This window comes from Dysgonomonas sp. HGC4, assembly GCF_001261715.1.
In the GTDB taxonomy this organism is placed as follows: Bacteria; Bacteroidota; Bacteroidia; order Bacteroidales; family Dysgonomonadaceae; genus Dysgonomonas_A.
On sequence record NZ_CVRU01000100.1, the window covers coordinates 34,352 to 55,256 of the forward strand.

Sequence of the window (20,905 nt, forward strand, 5' to 3'; positions counted from 1 at the left end):
CGTTTCACTTTTTTAAGGTCTCAGACCATTTTTGTTGTTTAGACAAGCATAGCTGCAATAGCTTATTGCTAATTGAAATAATAGGATGGTATACTATTATTTGCTTAATAATACGGGAATATATATTTCGGTAATGATATCCTCTTCTTTTACTTTGTTGGGATCGGTTACATACTTTTCGAAGAAAGTGGCTTTTCTTAGGCGATAATTAGAGGTGGGTAGCCATCCAAACCAGATATTTTTGTAGAAGTCGTGCAAGCCGTTGTATGAACCTTTGTGAGTGAAAACTGCATATTGTCCGCCTTTAATGTTTTTACACCCAATTTTACCTGTTGGAACAATTGTTTTATCAATAGTAAGACAGGCATAGAAACGACATTTGTTGGTTTGTGTAGTATTGGGGTCATCAAAGCTGATACCTAACCATTCGTTTGATTCTTGTAGTAAATTATGGTCTGCTGCAAATTGATGCAGTTCTTCCCAAGCTCGTTTATATACATCTTGAGTACCGTATGGGGCTATAACTCTTATATAGATGAGGCTTTTTTGCTCTATTTCGCAAATTTGTGGCGATAGTTGATGTTTGCTGTAATCTCTTTTGTCTACTGATGCCTGTTTGTAAATGCTAGGAGGCGTTCCAAAATGCTTTTTGAATGCTTTAGATAGTGCTTGTTCGGTATTGTAGCCTGCTTTTTCTGCTAGTGTATTTAAGCTTAGTTCTGTTGTTTTAAGCTTACCGGCTATGTACTCTAAACGTAAGCGTTGTACATATTCGCCTAAGTTTTCGCCTATAATAGCTTTAAATATGCGATGAAAATGAAATGGCGATACATTGGCAATCTGCGATAAAGTTGTAAGGTCGGGTTTCTCGTTCAAATGCTCGTTAATATAATCGAGCACTTTGTTGATTGACTTGTGATATTCCTTTTGTGTGTTTTCTTTTTGTGCCCATCTTTTTAGTGTAGGTAACTTTTTTCTTAGATGATCTATGGCTTCGTTCGGTGTAATATCTGTCATATATTTGGCACAGAGTTCAATCATTTCGTCCATCGTAGAATCTGATGTGAATTGTCCGTTTTTGAAGCAATACTGACAATAATCTTCTACTCTGACTCCTCTTTTATCGGTTCCAAATTCATTTAATTGATGCAGGGGCATTCCGCAACTTTGACAAATAGTATATTCCATAGGTTTTAAACAATAGAGAGGTCTCAAAAGACTAAATAGCACACAGAATACGTTGAAATATGTAATATCAGCGTATTCTGTGTGCTGAATCTCTCTTAATACACCCTCATAATTAAAGAGTTATTATGCTTACCAAAGTAATAAAAATGTCTTAGATTTTAGCTTCTCCAACGCAAAAGGGTAGGGAAGTGCTGCTTCATACCTGCAATTGCTTCTTCTTTAGTGTATTTTATATCCGAATCTTTGTTGAATTCGTCTACGTATTCTGCACACTTCAAGATCATTTCGTCCATTGTTACATCTGAGGTGAATGCACCATCTTTATAGCAATAACTGCAATAGGTTGTGTTTACTGATCCGTCTTTGTTTGTACTATTAAATTCTGCTGACATTGGCATACCACAGCTTTGACAAAAAGTTTGTTCCATGATGTTAATAATTAGTTGTTTATATTCGAAAACAAAGATAGGTATATCTTGTTTTGGTTTACTTATCCAATCTTGCTAAAAATGAAAAAAAGACAGATGCCTTACCATCTGCCTTTTGGTTCATATCTGTATTTTAGGATAATTGCTTGCTCATACAAATACTCTCGGGATTATCGGCATATTGTCCGTAATTGGGTATCTGTTTATATCTCATTTTTTTATATAGATGGATGGCTTCAGTCATTTTATAACCTGTTTCGAGAATTGCAATCGAAAAACCTTTCTCTGTAGCCCAAGATTCTACCTCGTTAAGCATTTTAGAGGCAATACCCTTGCCTCGGTGATTGATGTTGAGGTACATTCTCTTTATCTCTATCATTTCATTGTCAATCCTTTTAAAACAGCAACAGCCGATAGCTTCCTGATCTGAATAAGCTATTACAACGGTTTCTATAAATGGAATTTTATTATAAATGTCATACTGAAATTGTGTATCTCCATTGCGAATGCTTAGTTCGTAATCGAGTTCTGTAATCAATTTTTTGAAATCGTTGTTCTCGCTATTGGTTCTTATAAGTTCGGACATTTGTATAGTATCAAAAAGGTCAAAGACCTTAAATTGTAACTTCTTATTTTGAGAGTAGGGGCAAACTTATGTGTTGCCAATAATTAGGACATACACATAGGTTTACCCCTACATTATAGTATAAAAGTCTTAGACTTTTAATTGCTTTTCTTCTCTGGTTCTTTTATCTCAAAGCTCAGAGGGTTTTTCACCTTGTCTTTAAGAAGTGCGATGTCCAGAACTTCAGATATATCGGACACGTAATGGAAGGTTAAGCCTTTTAGATAAAGTTCTTTTACTTCCTCTATATCTTTTTTATTCTCTTTACACAAGATAATCTCTTTGATACCTGCACGTTTGGCTGCCAGAATCTTTTCGCGGATACCACCTACCGGAAGTACTTTCCCACGAAGTGTAATCTCGCCCGTCATGGCCAGATTTGCTCTGACCTTACGTTGTGTAAATGCCGAAGCTAGCGATGTCACCATTGTGATACCGGCAGAAGGTCCGTCTTTTGGAATAGCTCCTTCGGGTACATGTACGTGTACATTCCAGTTTTCAAGTACACTATCATCAATGCCTAATCTTTGGTTGTGAGAATGTATGTATTCGAGAGCCAGCATAGCCGATTCTTTCATTACATCTCCCAGATTTCCGGTAAGAGTCAACTTGCTTCCTTTGCCTTTGCTTAGAGATGTTTCTATGAATAGAATTTCACCACCAACCGAAGTCCAGGCTAAGCCTGTTACAACACCTGCATAGTCGTTTCCTTGATATTCGTCTCTTGAAAAACGATTTGCACCTAGATAGTCATTCAGATTTACAACATCTAGAGTCTTTGAGTAATCTTCTTTTAAAGCTACTTTTAGAGCAACTTTACGCATTATTTTAGCCAAAGTTTTATCTAAAGAACGTACACCCGATTCGCGAGTGTAATCTTCGATAATTTTCTCGATAGTCTTTTTAGGAATATCAATATCCTCTTTCTTTAGACCATGATTCTCTAGTTGTTTTGGTATAAGATGCTTGCGGGCAATCTCAACCTTTTCTTCCATGATGTATCCACTAATATCAATCAACTCCATACGATCGAGTAGGGGTTGCGATATTGCCGAAACATTATTGGCTGTTGCAATGAACAGTACTTTCGATAAATCGTAATCGATATTCAAATAGTTGTCATGGAAAGCAAAGTTTTGCTCCGGATCAAGTACTTCTAAAAGAGCGGATGCAGGATCGCCTCTAAAGTCGTTTCCAATTTTATCTATTTCGTCCAATACAAATACAGGGTTTGATGCTCCTGCCTTTTGTATGTTTTGAATGATACGTCCGGGCATAGCGCCTATATATGTACGACGGTGTCCTCTGATTTCCGATTCGTCGTGTAAACCACCGAAAGATACTCTTACGTATTTACGATTAAGAGCTTCGGCTACCGATTTTCCTAGAGAGGTTTTACCTACTCCGGGAGGGCCATAAAGGCAGATGATAGGAGACTTAAGGTCACCTTTCAGCTTCAATACGGCAAGATGCTCTATGATGCGTTCTTTTACTTTTTCGAGTCCGAAGTGGTCACGATCAAGTACTTTTTGAGCATGTTTCAAATTGAAATTGTCTTTGGTGTATTCGTTCCAAGGCAAATCCAATAGAGTTTGCAAATAAGTATATTGTGTAGAATAGTCTGGTGACTGAGGATGCAGACGTTCCAATTTCTTAATTTCTTTGTCTACGCTCTCAGCTACTTTCTCATCCCACTTTTTAGTTTTTACTTTCTCTTTCAGATCATCTATATCTGCTTGTTGAGGGTTGCCTCCCAGCTCGTCTTGAATAGTTTTGATCTGTTGTTGAAGGAAGTATTCCTTTTGTTGCTGATTCAATTCCTCACGGGTTTTCATCTGGATATTCATCTTCATTTCCAGCATTTGAGTTTCCCTGTTCAGAATCATCAACAAACGATACGCTCTGTTTTTATCGTCATCAATATTTAGTAATTCTTGTTTTTCAGAACCTGGCACCGGCAGGTTTGTGCAACAATAGTTTACTAATAATGGCGATTTAGAATTTTCGTTGAGTTTTACAATTAAATCCTTGGGAGGATCTCCGTACATACGTAGCATATGTATGGTAAGGTCACGAATAGATTCTAAAAGAACCTGATATTCTTTGTCGTCTTTGTCGGCAGCCGTTGTTTCTTTAATCGTGTATTTTGCCTTTAAGAATGGTTCGGTTGCTGTTAACTGATCTATTCTAAAACGCTTTTTACCTTGTAATATAACTGTTAGATTGGGATCATTGGGTATATCAATGATACGGATCACTTCTCCGATGACACCAATGTCATATAAGTCGTTTTGTTCGGGATCTTCTGTTTCTGCATCTTTCTGACAGACCATTCCTACAATACCCTTTTTGTTCTTCAAGCTTTTTAGAGCTTTAAGCGACTTAGGTCGGGCTACTGTAATAGGAAGGCTGGTTCCAGGGAAGATGATAGTGTTTCGAAGTGCCAGAACCGGAATTTCTTCTTTCAGATACTTTTCGTCAATGTCAAAATCAACATTGCCTAATTCGTCTGAAACTATAGAAATTACAGGCTCAGAGTTCCCGTCAATACTAAAAAAATCTCTGTCTTTATTTTCAAACATTGTATGCTATCTCGTTTTAAGTAAATGAAAACATTTAGTGATATAAAACCTTAGAATTATAACTTGCTTTGTCAAAACAATAAGAAAAGGTCTTAGACCTTATGTTGTCATATCTGTTGTTTATTTTGAGGTGTGCAAAGTTAGTAATAATAGTTAACTTTGCTTTACTTTTTACTTTAACAAATACTGTGCCAGTATAGTTTTGTGTTGTTTGCTTAAGAGTTGGTATTGCCAATTTGTCTATAACTTGTATCTATTATGTCTAATCCTTATTTCAGTTTTAAAAAATTTACTGTCTATCACGACAAATGTGCCATGAAAGTGGGTACTGATGGTGTATTGCTTGGTGCTTGGGTTAAAATCCGAGAAGCTAAAACTGCTCTGGATATTGGTACGGGTACGGGGTTGATTTCCTTGATGGTTGCTCAACGTTCAGAGGGTCTATTATCTATTGATGCTATTGATATAGATGAGAGTGCAATATTGCAAACTGTCGAAAATGTGGAACGCACGCCTTTTGAGAATGTAAAAGCGATACATTCTTCGTTGCAAGAGTATGTAATTGGTTGTGATAAGCGTTACGATTTGATTGTATCTAATCCACCTTATTTTTCATCCTCTTTACATTCTCCAAATGGGCAACGTACATTGGCACGACATACCGACTCGTTACCAATGGCTGAGTTTATGAATGCTTCGGCTCGTTTATTATCTCCCAATGGTTATTTGTCTCTAGTATTTCCGCATACAGAAAAAGATTTGTTGATAGAGTTGGCACAAGATGCAGGCTTGTTTGTATCTCGAATTACGAATGTCTACCCGATGGCTCATTTGCAAGCCAAAAGAGTATTGCTCGAGTTTTCGGTGATAAAACAGGAGTTAGAAGTTGCAGATTTAATTATTGAAAAGGAACGTCATATATATACGAATGATTTTTCGGAATTAGTAAGAGATTTTTATCTGAAATTATAAGGTCTATTAATCAAGAGAATTGTAAATTTAAGGTCTGGGACTTGTTTGCTTTTTTTGTAAGTGAAAAAGCGATACGTGTTATTGCTCTGAAAAATGAACCCTTATAATACATTTGTTTAAATTAGGTCTGTGACCTTTAATAATAAAGCACGAATGAAAAAGATTGCATTAATAACCGGAGCTACTTCTGGTATAGGTAAAGCTACTGCGGAAAGACTGGCAAAAGATGGTTTTGATATTATTATTACCGGACGCCGAAAAGAAAAACTACAAGAGTTAGAAAGCTTACTTCAAAAAGAATATAAGGCTGAGGTACTTTCTCTTGAATTTGATGTTCGTAATTATGCTGAAGTTGAAAAACATCTGGGTAATCTTTCTGAAAGATGGAAGAATGTAGATGTACTTGTGAATAATGCAGGATTGGCTGTTGGTCTTAATTCTATTCAAGAAGGAGTAGTGGATGATTGGGAGCGAATGATTGATACCAATATCAAAGGGTTGTTATATGTAACCCGTATAATCTCTCCCGTTATGGTTTCGCGCAAATCGGGTCATATTATCAATATTGGTTCTATTGCTTCGAGAGAGGTGTATGTCAATGGTGGGGTGTATTGTGCAACCAAGCATGCTGTAAAAGCATTGTCGGAGGGTATGCGTTTAGATATGGTTAACTACGGTATTAAAGTAACCTTAGTTTGTCCCGGAGCTGCTGAAACTGAATTTTCGTTAGTACGTTTTAAAGGAGATGGAAGTCGAGCAGATAAAGTGTATGATGGCTTTGTGCCTCTTACAGCTGACGATGTCGCAGACGCTATTTCTTATGCGGTATCGGCTCCCGATCATGTGGATGTACAAGATATATTGCTGATGGCAAAAGCTCAGGCTTCGGCTACAGTGTTCCACAAGGAATAAGATTAAAAAATTCAGAGGTAATACTTGTAGCTGTTTCTTGCAGTGATAGTTACAAGTTGTACCTGTATTTGCCGAATCTGTAAAAGGTTCGCAGCCTTAATTGTGGAATTTTGGTGTTTACGTAATCTATATAATATACCTGTATAGGTAAAGTTTAGGTATGTACACACTAAAATTTCACTTATCTATGAAAAAGTATTTCTCCCTTATTTTTCTCTTCGCTTGTATTCAAAGCCTCCAATCTCAAGAAAACATTATTGGCCAATGGAAAATAGACTTTTTGATATCTCTATGGTATAATCAAGTTGAAGATCATCAGGAATATAACTTATATAATGTTGCTCAATCAGATGGACGTACGTTCGACTGGGGTAATTGGGCTAGTTTCAATCCAGATGGAACTTTTATATCTTATTATACAGCTCCTTGTGGTAATGATTGCTTTCCGAATGTGTATGGTCAATTTAAACTTTTAGATGACGATCGTGTTTTATTACATGTAGATTCTATTCTTATTGGTGGCTTTTGTAAGAATGAGCAGTTTTATCCGAATAAAGATCTGGGTGTATTTAAAATATTCCCTACAGATTCGGGCTTTAAGCTTATCAAAAGCGAAGCAAGTTTGGGTTCAGATTCCGAAAATCTAGCTTATTCTCAGTTAATAGATAGTTTTGAATGGAATGGTAGTAATGCAGGAAAACAGAATCAACTGAATTGGGTGCCGCTAAAAAGTAATAGTTTGACGGATTTAATGAAGGGATTGGGCAAAGTTACCGGATATGATGCTACTAAAATTAGAATTCTTTATAGTAAACATTTGGCGGCAAGCAAAGCTGTTTTGTTTGAATATAATGGCGAAAAGCGTTTAGCTTTTTACTATCCTCATGCACTGCAATTTGCAATATTTGATGACCCTTTATGAATAAAGGGTTTTTAAAAGAACTAAGTTATGATTAAGATTTTTGATGTTTCTCAGATTAAGAAGATTGATGGTTGTACAATCGTCAATCAGGGTATTACATCCATCGATTTGATGGAAAGAGCTTCGCTTGCAGTTGCGGAAAGGCTTGTTCGTTTTTTAGACCCCAATCAGTGTATAGTTGTTTTTGCAGGAACGGGTAATAATGGTGGCGATGCGCTGGCTATTGCTCGTGTATTGTTGTCGAAACATTTTAAACTGCATACTTATATTATAGCTCCCGATGAGAGGTTTTCTGATGACTGTCTTGTCAATAAAGAATGTTTGGAGCGATTGACTGATGTGAAGCTGATTAAAGAAAATCAAGATATACCGCAGATTCCAGAAGATTGTATTATTATAGATGGGATATTTGGTTCAGGTCTTAATCGTCCTTTAGAAGGTGTTTATTTGGAGGTTGTAAAGGTGATTAATGCCTCTCGAAATAAGGTTTATTCTATCGATATGCCTTCGGGTTTATTTGTTGAGGATAATGCTATTAATAATCGAGAAGGTATTATAAGGGCAGAAAAGGTATTTACTTTCCAATTTCCAAAACTATCCTTATTACTGCCCGACAGTGCAAGCTTTTGTAAGAAAATGATTCTTGTAGATATTGGGTTGTGCGATAAATGTATCAAAGAGGAAGAGGCTAATTTGTTTTTTACTGAGAAATCGGATGTAGCAAAATTGCCCATACCACGAGATAATTTTTTCTCATAAAGGAACTTTTGGAAAAGCTTTATTAGTGGCAGGTTCGTATGGTAAAATGGGTGCAGCAGTTTTGTCGGCTCGTGCATGTCTTCGTACGGGTGTGGGGTTGCTTACGATGCATGTGCCCCGTTGTGGAGTGGATATTTTGCAAACTGCTGTTCCCGAAGCAATGGTTCAGGCAGACGAGTTTGCTGAGAATGTAAGTCGGGTAGGAGATAATATTGACCAATTTACTATTGGTATTGGTCCCGGTATAGGTACGGATAATAAAACCAAAGATTTATTGTCTGATCTTTTCGATAGATGCCGTAAGCCGATAGTTATTGATGCCGATGCGCTCAATATTATTGCAGAGGATGAATCTCTCAAAAATAAGATACCTCCTAAAAGTGTTATTACGCCGCATCCTGTCGAATTTGACCGTTTGGTAGGTGTTGTGTCTGTTAATGGATATGATCGCTTGCAGAAGGCAAAAGAGTTTGCGAATAGGTATGATGTTTATATTGTATTGAAAGGTGCATACTCTGCCGTTGTAACTCCTGAGAGAAAAGTATACTTTAATTCGACCGGAAATCCCGGAATGGCAACCGGCGGAAGTGGTGATGTGTTGACCGGAATGATAATTTCTTTGCTTGCTCAAAAATATTTACCACAAAATGCTGCAATTTTAGGGGTGTATTTACATGGATTAGCCGGAGATTTAGCCGCAAAGTCAAAATCTCAACAAGGAATGTTACCTAGTGATATGATCGAATATATAGGAAAAGCATATCGGGCTTTGAAATAATGAAAAAAAGATGTACTTTTATGTTCTTGATTCTTAAAATTTTAGGGTTTTATCGCTATTTTTTTTGAAAAAAAGTATTGAGAATGTTTGCAAGAATAGAAATATCCACTACCTTTGCATCCGCAATCGAGAGACAACGATACTTGAAAAGTCAAGCATTATAACTCGAAAATTGGTCCATTCGTCTATCGGTTAGGACGCCAGGTTTTCATCCTGGAAAGAGGGGTTCGACTCCCCTATGGACTACAGAAAAAGAAATAGAAATTAAACAAGGAAATAGATTAGTCAAATGGCAAATCATAAATCTTCGATAAAAAGAATAAGACAAACAGATGTAAAACGTCTGCGTAATAGATATGTAGCTAGAACAGCTCGTGGTTCGGTTAAAAAGTTTCGTGCTTTGACTGATAAAGATGAGGCTAGAAAATTATATCCATCTGTAGCTTCAATGCTTGATAAATTAGCTAAAAAGAATGTTATTCATAAGAATAAAGCAGCTAATTTGAAATCTAAGCTAGCTCATTACATGAATTCTTTATAAGAAATTATATCTGAAAATAATACAAGAGGTCGAACTTTTAAGTTTGATCTCTTTGCTATTTGTTTAGTTTTGATATTGTGGCTTGTTGTAGGTTGCTCATGAATTATGTTGTGAAGTGTTCTGAAATATTAATTAAGACTAAAAGAAAAGGAAGTTGAACGCTTTTCTGCGATATATGCTATATTTGTGTCTTTCTAATGTTTAGAAAAGAGTAACGCAATTAAATTGTTTAGAATATGAGAAAAATAGCATTATCATTAGTTATGTCTTGTGCTTTGTTGGCTTCAACAGCAGTTATGGCTCAGGATGCAAAAGCAACAAAAGCTGATAAGCCTAAAACAGAAGAAACTAAATCTTGTTGTTCTGCGAAAAAAGATACTGACAAAAAAGGTACTTGTACAGCAAAAACTGATAAGAAAGAAGTTGCTTCAACTCCAAAGAAGAAATAAGAAAAGAATAAAAATCAGGCTTTTGTCTGAGGGATTCGCTAGTAGTCATATTATTGATTATTAGCGATTTTTTTTGTGGTAGCATGAGCGTATTTTAGTATTGCTTTTTTGGAATTATGATATGTGAATAAGCTTGTTTGTACGGGTAATTTTTCGTATATTTGTTTGCTTTTTTCGAGGAGGTTTGTGCACTACAGTTTGAAACTTCTTGAAGATGCACGCTAAATGAAATAAAATGACAGATAACGAAAAAAATCTAGCAAGCGGCTCGTATTCCGCCGACAATATTCAAGTATTAGAAGGTCTTGAGGCTGTTAGAAAAAGACCCGCCATGTACATTGGCGATATAGGTGAAAAAGGTTTACATCACTTGGTTTACGAAGTCGTCGATAACTCTATTGATGAGGCGTTAGCAGGTTATTGTAATGATATCAGAGTAACGATCTTAGAGGATAACTCTATTTCGGTATGGGATAACGGACGGGGTATTCCTGTAGGTATAATGGAGAAAGAGCAGAAATCGGCTCTCGAAGTTGTATTGACCGTTCTACATGCCGGAGGTAAGTTCGATAAAGGAACTTATAAAGTATCGGGAGGTCTGCATGGAGTAGGGGTGTCGTGTGTGAACGCACTATCTACTTATCTGAAAGCTGAAGTACGCAGGGAAGGTAAAATACATATGTTGGATTTCTCTTGTGGGAAGCCATTGCATGAGGTTCAGATCTTAGGTGATGCTGTTGACACAGGAACAACTATTACGTTTACACCAGATAATACTATATTTATAACTACAGAATATAAATATGATACATTGGCTTCGCGTTTGCGTGAACTTTCATTTTTGAATGCAGGTATTAAGTTGTCATTGACTGACTTGAGACATAAAAAAGACGATGGTTCTTACAAATCTGATACTTTCTTTTCAGAAAAAGGTCTTGAAGAATTCGTGAGATATATAGATGCAGCTAAGGAAGCTCTTATTGAGGATGTTATACATATCAATACTGAAAAGCAAGGAGTTCCTGTAGAAGTTGCTATAACATATAATACATCTTATAATGAGAATGTATATTCGTATGTAAATAATATCCATACAATAGAAGGAGGTACTCACTTAACAGGTTTTCGTAGAGGATTGTCGCGTACTTTGAAGAAGTATGCCGATGATATGAAAATGTTGGATAAAGTGAAAGTAGATATCAGTGGCGATGACTTCCGTGAGGGATTAACTGCTGTTGTGTCTATTAAAGTGGCTGAACCTCAATTTGAAGGACAGACCAAAACTAAATTGGGTAACAATGAAGTAATGGGTGCTGTAGATCAGGCAGTTGGTGAAGCTTTAGGATACTATCTTGAAGAGCATCCAAAAGAAGCTAAAATTATCGTAGAGAAAGTTATACTTGCAGCTACTGCACGTTATGCAGCCCGTAAGGCTCGCGAAATGGTGCAACGTAAATCTCCGCTTACGGGTGGTGGATTGCCAGGTAAATTGGCTGACTGTTCGAGTAAAGATGCTGCGGTTTGTGAAATATTCCTAGTCGAAGGGGATTCTGCGGGTGGTACTGCTAAACAAGGTCGTGACCGTGGATTTCAAGCTATTCTACCATTGAGAGGTAAAATTCTGAATGTGGAGAAAGCGATGCAGCACAAGGTGTTAGAAAGCGAAGAAATTAGAAATATATATACAGCTCTAGGTGTTTCTATTGGTACCGAAGATGATACCAAAGAATTGAATCTTGCAAAGCTCCGTTATCATAAGGTGGTTATCATGACCGATGCCGACGTTGACGGTAGTCACATTGCAACATTGATTCTTACATTCTTCTTCCGTCATATGAGACCATTGATTGAGTTGGGATACATATATATTGCTACTCCACCGCTTTACTTATGTAAAAAAGGTAAGGTTGAAGAGTATTGTTGGGATGAAAGACAACGTCAGTCATTTATCGATAAATATGGTGATGGTAACGAAAGTGCTATTCATACACAACGATATAAAGGTCTTGGAGAGATGAACGCTTCTCAACTTTGGGATACAACCATGAATCCAGAACATAGAACACTTCGTCAGGTAACGATTGAAAATGCAGCAGAAGCTGATCATATTTTCTCGATGCTGATGGGTGAAGATGTTGCTCCTCGTCGTGAGTTTATCGAAGAAAATGCTACTTATGCTAAGATCGACGTATAAGAATAGGCTTATAATATAAAAAAGGAAAGGGATACAATATATATTGTATCCCTTTTTTGTGTATTTCAGACTCATAAAAAGATTCTTTTTCGATTTGTTTTTCTTAATAATTACTACATTTGTTTTAAAGGAAATGTTTTTAGGATGAATAAAATGATATATCCCCCTCTCTTAAATAAACTTGATAAAGCAATAATAATATCTCCTTCTGGTAGTACCGATTCTCAATATATTGATAACGCTTGTCGAGTGTTACAAGATTGGGGCTTGATGGTAGAGGTTGCATCTCATGCAAGAGGAGAGTATGGACGATATGGTGGTACAATAGAAGAAAGGCTTTCTGATCTGCAAGAGGCTATGGATGATAAAGATATAGACCTGATTTTTTGTTCCCGAGGAGGCTATGGTGTTGTTCAGTTATTGGATAAACTCAACTTCGAAGGCATAAAGAAGCATCCTAAATGGATTGTGGGTTATAGTGATATCACAGCTTTACATTTGGCTTTGTTGCAAGAGGGAGTAGCCTCATTGCATGCACCTATGGCTCGCCATTTAAGTGAAGACAGTAATGATATAGCAAGCGGTTTTCTTAAAGAATCATTATTCTTTGGTATGCCCAAATATGAAATAAGTTCTCATCTTTTAAATAGAGAAGGACTTGTGGAAGGCATATTGTTTGGAGGAAATCTAGCAGTGTTAACAGGATTGACTGGTACATATTATGTAGATGTTCCTGAAAATGGGATATTATTTATTGAAGATATTGGAGAAGCTCCTTATAAAATAGATCGCATGATCTGGCAATTGAAATTGTCGGGAATACTAAGTCGTATATCGGGATTAGTTGTTGGTCAGTTTACCGATTGCCCTGAAGACATGGGTATGTGTTCTACCATTTATGAATCGATCAGAGGTATGGTTGATGAATATAATTACCCTGTTGTTTTTGATTTTCCCGTAGGGCATGTGAAAAATAACTACCCTCTTTTACATGGTGGAATGGTAGAGCTGAGAGTAAAAGAAGATAAAGTAATAATGAAAAGGAGTAAGTGATGTTAGAAACTGTGTTATTGGTATTGTCGGTACTCCTTTTTATAAGTATAATGGTTGGTAGAATAGGTGGGCGTTTGGGAATTCCCGTGCTTGTCTTATTTCTAGCCGTGGGTATGCTGTTTGGTTCCGATGGAGTGGGAATCATTTTTAATAATTTGGCATTGGCTGAGGCTATAGGTACTGTAGCTCTTTGTATTATATTATTCTCGGGTGGTTTAAATACTAAGTTCAGGGAAATAAAACCGATAATTGGGCAAAGTATAATGCTGGCAACCGTAGGTGTAGTTGTAACTGCGGCTCTTACGGGTTTCTTTGCTTGGTGGTTGTGTGGCGAGTTATTGCCCTCAGTTGGTATTTCTCTATTGACTGCTATATTATTAGCATCGGTAATGTCGTCTACCGATTCGGCTGCAGTATTCGCTATACTCGGATCGAAGAATGTACAATTAAAACATAACCTGAGACCTACTCTCGAGTTTGAGAGTGGAAGTAACGATCCTATGGCTTATATGCTTACAATCACTCTTATAGGGCTGATAAAAGCAGGAGGTGAACCCAATATTCTTATGATAGTTCTGTCTATAATTATGCAGATACTTGTAGGGGCTACTGTGGGGTATTTTGTTGGACGGTTTGCTGTGTATGTTCTCAATAGGATAAAGATTGGCAATGAGGTTTATTATCCTATTATTGTATTGACTTTCTGTATATTTATTTTTTCGTTTACGCACTTTGTAAATGGGAATGGATATTTAGCTGTATATATAGGTGGCTTAATTATTGGTAACTCTAAGTTTGTTACCAAGCGAACCACCTTCAAAATGTTTGATGCTATATCGTGGTTGAGTCAGATTTTGATGTTCTTAACATTAGGGTTATTAGTCAATCCAACGGAGTTACTTCCTATTGCTGTGCCTGCACTGCTTATCGGTTTGTTTATGATGTTTGTAGCACGTCCAGTAAGTGTGTTTATTAGTATGCTGCCTTTTCGAAAGGTTTGCTTTAAAGATAAAATATTTGTGTCGTGGGTTGGATTAAGAGGTGCTGTACCTATTATTTTTGCTATTTTTCCTCTTACCGCAGGAGTACCCCATGCTCAATTTATTTTTAATATCGTGTTTTTTATAACCTTGTTGTCTATTCTGTTGCAAGGTACTTTCTTAACTCAGATGGCAAAATGGTTAGGGTTATTAGGTCCAACTAAAGTACGCCGACGTCATGACGATTTTGACATGGACTTACCTGAAGAAATAGGTTCTCTTTCTATTGAAATAGAAGTTACGGAGTATGCTGTTAAGGATGGAAATAAATTAATGAATATGCCTTTACCTGACGATGCCTTGGTGGTGATGGTAAAGCGTAATGACAAATATTTTGTGCCCAAAGGTAAGACCGAATTGCATGTGGGTGATAAGCTTTTGGTAATGATGAATAGTGAGGAAACCTTGACTCAAACATATCAGAATATGGGGTTGTCGGGCGGTCATCATAAATAATAAAATGAGGTTTACAGACCCATTTATTGCTATCATTACATATCTTTGTAAGAAAGTAAGGTGTGAGACCTTTGTGATCTTTTGTTGTAAAGACAAAAGTATAAAGGTATTACCTATGAGAAACCATGAATATTTACGTTACTTATATAACTTATGATTTTTAGAAATGTAACTTTAACCTGTTTTATGATGAGCCTATTGGCTTGTTCGTGTGGGCAGAAAACCGTAAATAACACAACAGTGTCGGAACGTTATGAACAAGTATCTCCCGATTTTAATTCGGACAGTGCTTATTATTTTGTTGATAAACAAGTAGCTTTCGGACCACGTGTTCCTAACACCGAAGCTCATAAGGCATGCGGTGATTTTCTGGTATCGCAGTTAGAAAAATTTGGAGCTAAAGTTTTTGAACAGAAAGCTGATTTAAAAGCTTTTGACGGAACAGTATTACATGCTCGTAATATAATAGGTTCTTTCAATCCCGAAAATCCCGAGCGTATATTATTATTTGCACACTGGGATACACGTCCTTTCTCAGATCACGATCCTGATCAGAAAAACCATCGTACACCCGTGCAAGGTGCCAATGACGGAGCTAGTGGAGTGGGAGTATTACTAGAAGTTGCTCGTATATTACAGGAAAAAACTCCGAATTTAGGAGTTGATATTATATTTTTTGATGCCGAAGATTATGGCACACCCTATTTTGAGGAAAATGCTGCTGGAGGCGATTGGTGGTGCTTAGGCTCGCAGTATTGGGCTAAAAATCCTCATATACCAGGTTATAAAGCACGTTTTGGTATTCTGTTGGATATGGTAGGAGCACCCGATGCTACTTTTTACAAAGAAGCAATATCGAGACAATATGCCCGAGGTATTGTTGAAAAGGTATGGGGTACGGCTCGCGATTTAGGATATGGAAAATATTTTGTTGATAGAGACGGTGGTGGTATTACCGATGATCATGTGCCTGTAAACGAGCATAGACGCATACCTAGCATAGATATTATACATTATGATTCGAACACCGATTCTGGTTTCGGATGGTACTGGCATACTACAAAAGACGATATGAGCAATATCAGTAAAGAGACGCTTAAGGCTGTCGGACAGACCGTATTGGAAGTAGTCTATAAAGAGAAATAAGGTTTAAAAAACCTATCTGTTTTTTTAATATTTCATTGTACATTAATAGAAATGAGTCAAGCAAAAATAAACGATATTCAAGACGAAATAATTGAGGAATTTTCGATATTCGAAGATTGGATGGATAAATATGCCTATCTGATAGAATTGGGAAATTCATTAGAACCTTTAGACGAAAAGTATAAGGTGGAACTAAACCTGATAGAAGGTTGTCAAAGCCGTGTTTGGTTACAAGCTGAATGCGAAAATGGTATTGTAACCTTCAAAGCAGAAAGTGATGCGGTGATTGTAAAAGGAATTATTGCCTTATTGATACGAGTTCTGACTAATCATACACCAGACGAAATTATAAATGCAGATTTGTATTTTATAAATAAAATAGGCTTGAATGAGCATCTTTCGCCAACCCGATCAAATGGACTGGTATCGATGGTAAAACAAATGCGGTTTTACGCTATGGCATTCAAAGCTAAAAACGCTTAATTGAATAGATTACAGAGATAGGGAGTTGCCCTGTCTGTGATAAATATCCGGCAAGTTTCTGTTATTGTTACTCTCTCAGTAGATGACAATAACAGAAATTGTGTTTGATAGAGTTTGTTGATTAAAACCTAATTCTAATATAATTATAAGCTATGAAAGTTCAAATGTTGTTTCTATCCACTGCATTTTTATCTGTACAAACTGCATGTAAAAGCGAGACACCTAAAGATCAAACGCCTATGAATGTGATATATATTCTCGCGGACGATTTAGGATATGGTGATATAGGATGTTATGGTCAGGAGAAAATAAAGACTCCTAATATTGATAAACTGGCGGGAGAAGGGATGTTATTTACCCAACATTATGCAGGCTGTACGGTAAGCGCTCCTTCAAGAGGTTCGCTAATGACTGGACTACATACAGGACATTCGCAAATACGTGGAAATAAAGAAATCGAACCCGAAGGTCAGCAACCCATGCAAGAGGGTACTTATACACTAGGTACTTTGATGAAATCTGCCGGATATGCTACGGGTATCTTTGGTAAATGGGGATTGGGGTATCCCGGTTCAAGTTCTGTTCCCTCAAAAATGGGATTCGATGAATTTTATGGTTATAATTGCCAACGCGAAGCTCATACCTATTACCCTGAACATTTGTGGCATAACGATGATATTGTTCCACTTTCCGAAAATGAAAATAACGGTAGGAAAGTTTATTCTCAGGATTTAATCCATCGACAAGCCATGCAGTTTATACAAGCGAATAAAGACAAACCTTTTTTCGCTATGCTGACATATACACTACCACATGCCGAATTGAATTTACCTCATGATTCACTTTATCAGATGTACGAAAATGCTTTTGAGGAAGTTCCTTACGATGGAAGTGCGGGTTATTATGCAAGCGAGAAACCTTATGCATCTTTTGCAGCAATGGTTTCGAGACTCGATATGTATGTGGGAGAAGTAGTTGCCCAATTGAAAGATTTAGGATTGGATAAAAATACAATCATAATTTTCACCAGTGATAATGGTCCTCACCGTGAAGGTGGAGCTAATCCCGATTACTTTAAAAGTTATGGTCCTCTAAAAGGTGTAAAGCGTGACGTGTATGAGGGTGGAATACGTGTGCCTATGATTGTATGGTCTCCCGCTAAAATAAAGGGAGGTGTAAAAACCGATCATGTAAGTGCTTTTTGGGATGTGATGCCTACTTTGGCTGAACTGACAAATGTTACCTTACCCGAAAAAGGCGATGGAATATCTTTTCTTCCTACATTATTTTCGACTACCGATCAGAAACAACATGAATATTTGTATTGGGAATTTCACGAAATGAATGGACGTGAAGCTCTACGTAGTGGAAACTGGAAACTTATCCGTCAACCGATAGTAGGCGAAACTATATTGGAGTTATACGATTTAGATAAGGATATTCATGAAGATCAGAATTTGGCAACTCTTCAACCAGAGAAATTGAATGAACTTGTACTTCTTATGGATAATGCACGTACCGAATCTCCATTATTTAATTTTGGACGAAAAAACTAAGGTTGCATGCATTCTCGTGTATTTGTAACTAAAACAGTTATAAAAGTTATAATCTGAGAATATATCATTAAATGCAACTATTATTTAAAACATTATTCTGTGTATATTTACTGAATAAAGTACACAAATAAATAGGTCTGAGACCAAAACATAAACAAAATCTTGTTAGAGCAGGATTAAATATTGTAATTATGACAAAGCCAAAGTATTATTTTATCCTCTGTTGTTTACTAATTTGCCATACTGCCTTTGCACAGCAAACCATTACTTTGAAAAGATTGTTTTCGACAACCAGATCATATGATGTCGAAAATCCTGTAATGATTGATTCAGTTAATCTGAAAGGGAGTAAGTTTGATAATAAAGATTTGTTGGAATCTTTTATTTCGTTTCCCGATCAGAGTGCTTTTACAGAGGAACTGAAGCCTGACTTGTCTAATTACTTTTTTGTAACAAAAGCTCAACGAGGTGCACGCTTTCATTTGCTCTCTTTTAGGGTAAATGTAGATAAGTATGCAAAAACGAACATAAGAATAACTGCTCCCAGTATGTTTGAAGCATATATAAATGGAAACAAAGAAACCTCTAAAACATCGATAGAGGATACGCTTTCGACTTCTAAAACAATAAAACTTAACTTTCCGGCTTTGCCAGGTACATATACTGTACTTATTAAGTATATGAGTTTGGCAACTAATAAAAGTGCCGAAGGAATCAAAGTAACAATAGAGCCCGAAGATAAAAATTCGACTGTAAATTACACTTTCGACAATGGAGATAAAAGAAATATCACGATAAAAGACCTTTTAGATGGTGAGCGTGTGTCGTCGACTTCAATTTCTCCCAACGGACAGTATATTTTATTGGGCTATACAACTACTAAGAGTGATGGCAAAACATTCTCTATTAAGGAACTTCTGTCTCTTAAAACCAATAAGAGGATAGCATTGGCAAGCAGCAATAAATATGAGTGGATGCCTACTACAAACAAGTTTTACTATACTGATAATGCAAGTGGCGAAGTAAAACTGATAGTAGTTGATCCCGAAACAATGGTTGAACAAGTATTGTCTAATAATATACCTACGGGCGATTTCCAAATAGCATACAATGAGCAATATTTGATATATACAGATCGTGAGGTTGCCGATGCTCCAAAGGGAGATCTTATTCTATTGACTGCTCCGGAGAGCAGACAACCTAATAATTATGATCGGTATTTTCTGTCTCGTTATGATCTTTCTACGGGGGTAAAACAAAGATTGACATTTGGTAAGCACTCCACGGGCTTGAATGATATAAGTAAAGATTCGCGCTATCTGCTTTATTCTGTAACAGAATATATTCCAACAGTTCGCCCATTCTTTCACACATCTATGTATAGACTCGATGTGCAAACATTAGCCGTAGACACCTTGTGGACTAATGAAGGTTTTGCAAATTCAGCTTCTTTTTCGCCCGATGGAAAGAGTATTCTTATCGGAGGTTCGGGTGAAGCTTTTGGAGGAATCGGTCAGAATATAAAAGAAGGGCAGATTGCAAATAGCTATAATAATTTGGCTTTTATTATGGATGTTGCAACTCGCAAAGTAGAAGCTATCAGCCGTGATTTTACGCCAAGCATCAATAGATCGTTTTGGAATGTATCGGATGGTATGATTTATTTTTCGGTGACTGATAAAGATTATGAGCGAATCTATAAATACGATCCCAAACAAAAACAATTCACACTTTTACCTTTAAGTGAGGATGTGATCAGATCTATTTCTTTTGCTGAAAGTAGTACATCTGCAACTTATTTTGGTGTAGGTCTTTCTAATTCTACCCGTGCTTATTCATTAGATTTGAAGAACCAACGATCTACACTCATTGCCGATCCATATAACAAGACATTAAATCAATTAAGTTTAGGAAAAACAGAAGATTGGACTTTTACTGCTTCGGATGGTACAACTATTGATGGCAGGTATTACCTACCGCCTAATTTTGACCCGACAAAAAAATATCCAATGATTGTCTATTACTATGGAGGAACAATGCCAACACCACGAACTCTGGAATCGCCTTATCCATCGCAGGTATATGCTGCTTTGGGATATGTGGTATATGTGCTTCAACCAAGTGGAACAACAGGATATGGACAAGAGTTTGCGGCACGTCATGTAAATGCATGGGGTAAGAGAACTGCTGATGATATTATAGAGGGAACTAAAAAGTTTGTAGAAGAGCATCCTTTTGTAAATGGCAATAAGATTGGCTGTATAGGGGCTTCTTATGGTGGCTTTATGACTATGTATTTACAAACTCAAACCGATTTGTTTGCGGCTGCCATATCTCATGCAGGCATAAGTTCTATTGCCAGCTATTGGGGCGAAGGCTTTTGGGGATATACATATAGCTCGGGGGCAAGTGCACATAGTTACCCTTGGAATAATCCAGAGATGTATGTAGGACAAAGTCCATTGTTTCAGGCCGATAAAGTGAAGACTCCTATTTTGTTACTGCATGGTACAGAAGATACTAATGTGCCTATTGGCGAAAGTATTCAGATGTACACAGCTCTTAAAATATTAGGAAAGCCTGTTGAATTTATACAAGTAAAAGGCGAAAACCATGGTATAAGAGATTATAAAAAGCGCATTGAATGGAATAATTCGATCTATGCTTGGTTCTCTAAATGGTTGCAAGACGATTCTTCTTGGTGGGATAATTTGTATCCAAAACAAAACTAAAGAAACAGGTCTTTATTTGTGATGAAATCATTAATATTGTGTGATTGTTTTTTACAAATATCGACAAATAGGTAGGTAAAAGTATTTAG

The 20,905-nt window shown here is 36.8% G+C and carries 18 protein-coding genes and 1 tRNA gene; 15 read left to right on the top strand and 4 right to left on the bottom strand.

What is annotated here, in order from left to right; translation table 11 throughout:
* Positions 1-96 precede the first annotated feature (96 nt).
* From HGC4_RS10025 to lon, 4 genes are all read right to left on the bottom strand, one after another.
* Positions 97-1,188: a GyrI-like domain-containing protein gene (locus HGC4_RS10025; protein ID WP_242047109.1), complete on the bottom strand. Its 1,092-nt coding sequence runs from the start codon at positions 1,186-1,188 to the stop codon at positions 97-99.
* Between the two features lie 158 nt (positions 1,189-1,346).
* Positions 1,347-1,616, bottom strand: a complete 270-nt coding sequence (locus HGC4_RS10030) for a zinc ribbon domain-containing protein (protein WP_050709999.1) — start codon at positions 1,614-1,616, stop codon at positions 1,347-1,349.
* 133 nt (positions 1,617-1,749) lie between these two features.
* Positions 1,750-2,202 (bottom strand): GNAT family N-acetyltransferase, encoded by a 453-nt coding sequence (locus tag HGC4_RS10035; protein ID WP_050710000.1) that lies wholly within the window; start codon positions 2,200-2,202, stop codon positions 1,750-1,752.
* A 137-nt stretch (positions 2,203-2,339) separates the two neighbouring features.
* Complete coding sequence (gene lon / locus HGC4_RS10040) at positions 2,340-4,823, bottom strand: endopeptidase La (RefSeq protein WP_050710001.1); 2,484 nt, start codon at positions 4,821-4,823, stop codon at positions 2,340-2,342.
* 258 nt (positions 4,824-5,081) lie between these two features.
* Here lon and HGC4_RS10045 point away from each other — a divergent pair, with 258 nt between their 5' ends.
* From HGC4_RS10045 to HGC4_RS10110, 15 genes are all read left to right on the top strand, one after another.
* Positions 5,082-5,795 carry a tRNA1(Val) (adenine(37)-N6)-methyltransferase gene (locus HGC4_RS10045; RefSeq protein WP_050710002.1) on the top strand — a complete coding sequence of 238 codons (714 nt, stop codon included), beginning with the start codon at positions 5,082-5,084 and terminating at the stop codon, positions 5,793-5,795.
* Positions 5,796-5,948: 153 nt separating this feature from the next.
* Complete coding sequence (locus tag HGC4_RS10050) at positions 5,949-6,707, top strand: SDR family NAD(P)-dependent oxidoreductase (protein ID WP_050710003.1); 759 nt, start codon at positions 5,949-5,951, stop codon at positions 6,705-6,707.
* A 187-nt stretch (positions 6,708-6,894) separates the two neighbouring features.
* A complete protein-coding gene (locus tag HGC4_RS10055; protein ID WP_050710004.1) occupies positions 6,895-7,629 on the top strand; it encodes a hypothetical protein in 735 nt (244 codons plus the stop codon).
* 27 nt (positions 7,630-7,656) lie between these two features.
* Positions 7,657-8,388 (top strand): NAD(P)H-hydrate epimerase, encoded by a 732-nt coding sequence (locus HGC4_RS18460; protein ID WP_082204141.1) that lies wholly within the window; start codon positions 7,657-7,659, stop codon positions 8,386-8,388.
* A 25-nt stretch (positions 8,389-8,413) separates the two neighbouring features.
* Positions 8,414-9,166, top strand: coding sequence for an NAD(P)H-hydrate dehydratase (locus HGC4_RS18465; protein ID WP_157258234.1), 753 nt, complete (start codon positions 8,414-8,416; stop codon positions 9,164-9,166).
* A gap of 174 nt (positions 9,167-9,340) precedes the next feature.
* A tRNA-Glu gene (locus HGC4_RS10065) sits at positions 9,341-9,412 on the top strand.
* A 43-nt stretch (positions 9,413-9,455) separates the two neighbouring features.
* The gene (gene rpsT / locus HGC4_RS10070; protein ID WP_050710005.1) at positions 9,456-9,707 is read left to right on the top strand and encodes a 30S ribosomal protein S20; all 252 of its coding nucleotides are present in this window, start codon (positions 9,456-9,458) and stop codon (positions 9,705-9,707) included.
* Positions 9,708-9,943: 236 nt separating this feature from the next.
* Positions 9,944-10,156 carry a hypothetical protein gene (locus HGC4_RS10075; protein ID WP_050710006.1) on the top strand — a complete coding sequence of 71 codons (213 nt, stop codon included), beginning with the start codon at positions 9,944-9,946 and terminating at the stop codon, positions 10,154-10,156.
* Between the two features lie 235 nt (positions 10,157-10,391).
* Positions 10,392-12,350: a DNA topoisomerase (ATP-hydrolyzing) subunit B gene (gene gyrB, locus HGC4_RS10080; protein WP_050710007.1), complete on the top strand. Its 1,959-nt coding sequence runs from the start codon at positions 10,392-10,394 to the stop codon at positions 12,348-12,350.
* Between the two features lie 144 nt (positions 12,351-12,494).
* Positions 12,495-13,403 (top strand): S66 peptidase family protein, encoded by a 909-nt coding sequence (locus tag HGC4_RS10085; protein WP_050710008.1) that lies wholly within the window; start codon positions 12,495-12,497, stop codon positions 13,401-13,403.
* On the top strand, positions 13,403-14,899 hold the full coding sequence (locus HGC4_RS10090) for a potassium/proton antiporter (RefSeq protein ID WP_050710009.1): 1,497 nt from the start codon (positions 13,403-13,405) through the stop codon (positions 14,897-14,899). Before HGC4_RS10085 ends, HGC4_RS10090 begins: the two co-directional genes overlap by 1 nt.
* Before the next feature lie 153 nt (positions 14,900-15,052).
* Positions 15,053-16,045: a M20 family metallopeptidase gene (locus tag HGC4_RS10095; RefSeq protein WP_050710010.1), complete on the top strand. Its 993-nt coding sequence runs from the start codon at positions 15,053-15,055 to the stop codon at positions 16,043-16,045.
* Positions 16,046-16,096: 51 nt separating this feature from the next.
* On the top strand, positions 16,097-16,528 hold the full coding sequence (locus HGC4_RS10100) for a SufE family protein (protein WP_050710011.1): 432 nt from the start codon (positions 16,097-16,099) through the stop codon (positions 16,526-16,528).
* Between the two features lie 152 nt (positions 16,529-16,680).
* The gene (locus tag HGC4_RS10105) at positions 16,681-18,084 is read left to right on the top strand and encodes an arylsulfatase (protein WP_050710012.1); all 1,404 of its coding nucleotides are present in this window, start codon (positions 16,681-16,683) and stop codon (positions 18,082-18,084) included.
* 191 nt (positions 18,085-18,275) lie between these two features.
* Positions 18,276-20,816, top strand: coding sequence for a S9 family peptidase (locus tag HGC4_RS10110; RefSeq protein ID WP_050710013.1), 2,541 nt, complete (start codon positions 18,276-18,278; stop codon positions 20,814-20,816).
* Positions 20,817-20,905: the final 89 nt, after the last annotated feature.

Excerpts from the sequence above, each read along its gene's own strand:
- HGC4_RS10025 (WP_242047109.1), bottom strand. The coding sequence starts at position 1,188 with ATGGAATATACTATTTGTCAAAGTTGCGGAATGCCCCTGCATCAATTA.
- HGC4_RS10030 (WP_050709999.1), bottom strand. The coding sequence starts at position 1,616 with ATGGAACAAACTTTTTGTCAAAGCTGTGGTATGCCAATGTCAGCAGAA.
- HGC4_RS10035 (WP_050710000.1), bottom strand. The coding sequence starts at position 2,202 with ATGTCCGAACTTATAAGAACCAATAGCGAGAACAACGATTTCAAAAAA.
- lon (WP_050710001.1), bottom strand. The coding sequence starts at position 4,823 with ATGTTTGAAAATAAAGACAGAGATTTTTTTAGTATTGACGGGAACTCT.
- HGC4_RS10045 (WP_050710002.1), top strand. The coding sequence starts at position 5,082 with ATGTCTAATCCTTATTTCAGTTTTAAAAAATTTACTGTCTATCACGAC.
- HGC4_RS10050 (WP_050710003.1), top strand. The coding sequence starts at position 5,949 with ATGAAAAAGATTGCATTAATAACCGGAGCTACTTCTGGTATAGGTAAA.
- HGC4_RS10055 (WP_050710004.1), top strand. The coding sequence starts at position 6,895 with ATGAAAAAGTATTTCTCCCTTATTTTTCTCTTCGCTTGTATTCAAAGC.
- HGC4_RS18460 (WP_082204141.1), top strand. The coding sequence starts at position 7,657 with ATGATTAAGATTTTTGATGTTTCTCAGATTAAGAAGATTGATGGTTGT.
- rpsT (WP_050710005.1), top strand. The coding sequence starts at position 9,456 with ATGGCAAATCATAAATCTTCGATAAAAAGAATAAGACAAACAGATGTA.
- HGC4_RS10075 (WP_050710006.1), top strand. The coding sequence starts at position 9,944 with ATGAGAAAAATAGCATTATCATTAGTTATGTCTTGTGCTTTGTTGGCT.
- gyrB (WP_050710007.1), top strand. The coding sequence starts at position 10,392 with ATGACAGATAACGAAAAAAATCTAGCAAGCGGCTCGTATTCCGCCGAC.
- HGC4_RS10085 (WP_050710008.1), top strand. The coding sequence starts at position 12,495 with ATGAATAAAATGATATATCCCCCTCTCTTAAATAAACTTGATAAAGCA.
- HGC4_RS10090 (WP_050710009.1), top strand. The coding sequence starts at position 13,403 with ATGTTAGAAACTGTGTTATTGGTATTGTCGGTACTCCTTTTTATAAGT.
- HGC4_RS10095 (WP_050710010.1), top strand. The coding sequence starts at position 15,053 with ATGATTTTTAGAAATGTAACTTTAACCTGTTTTATGATGAGCCTATTG.
- HGC4_RS10100 (WP_050710011.1), top strand. The coding sequence starts at position 16,097 with ATGAGTCAAGCAAAAATAAACGATATTCAAGACGAAATAATTGAGGAA.
- HGC4_RS10105 (WP_050710012.1), top strand. The coding sequence starts at position 16,681 with ATGAAAGTTCAAATGTTGTTTCTATCCACTGCATTTTTATCTGTACAA.
- HGC4_RS10110 (WP_050710013.1), top strand. The coding sequence starts at position 18,276 with ATGACAAAGCCAAAGTATTATTTTATCCTCTGTTGTTTACTAATTTGC.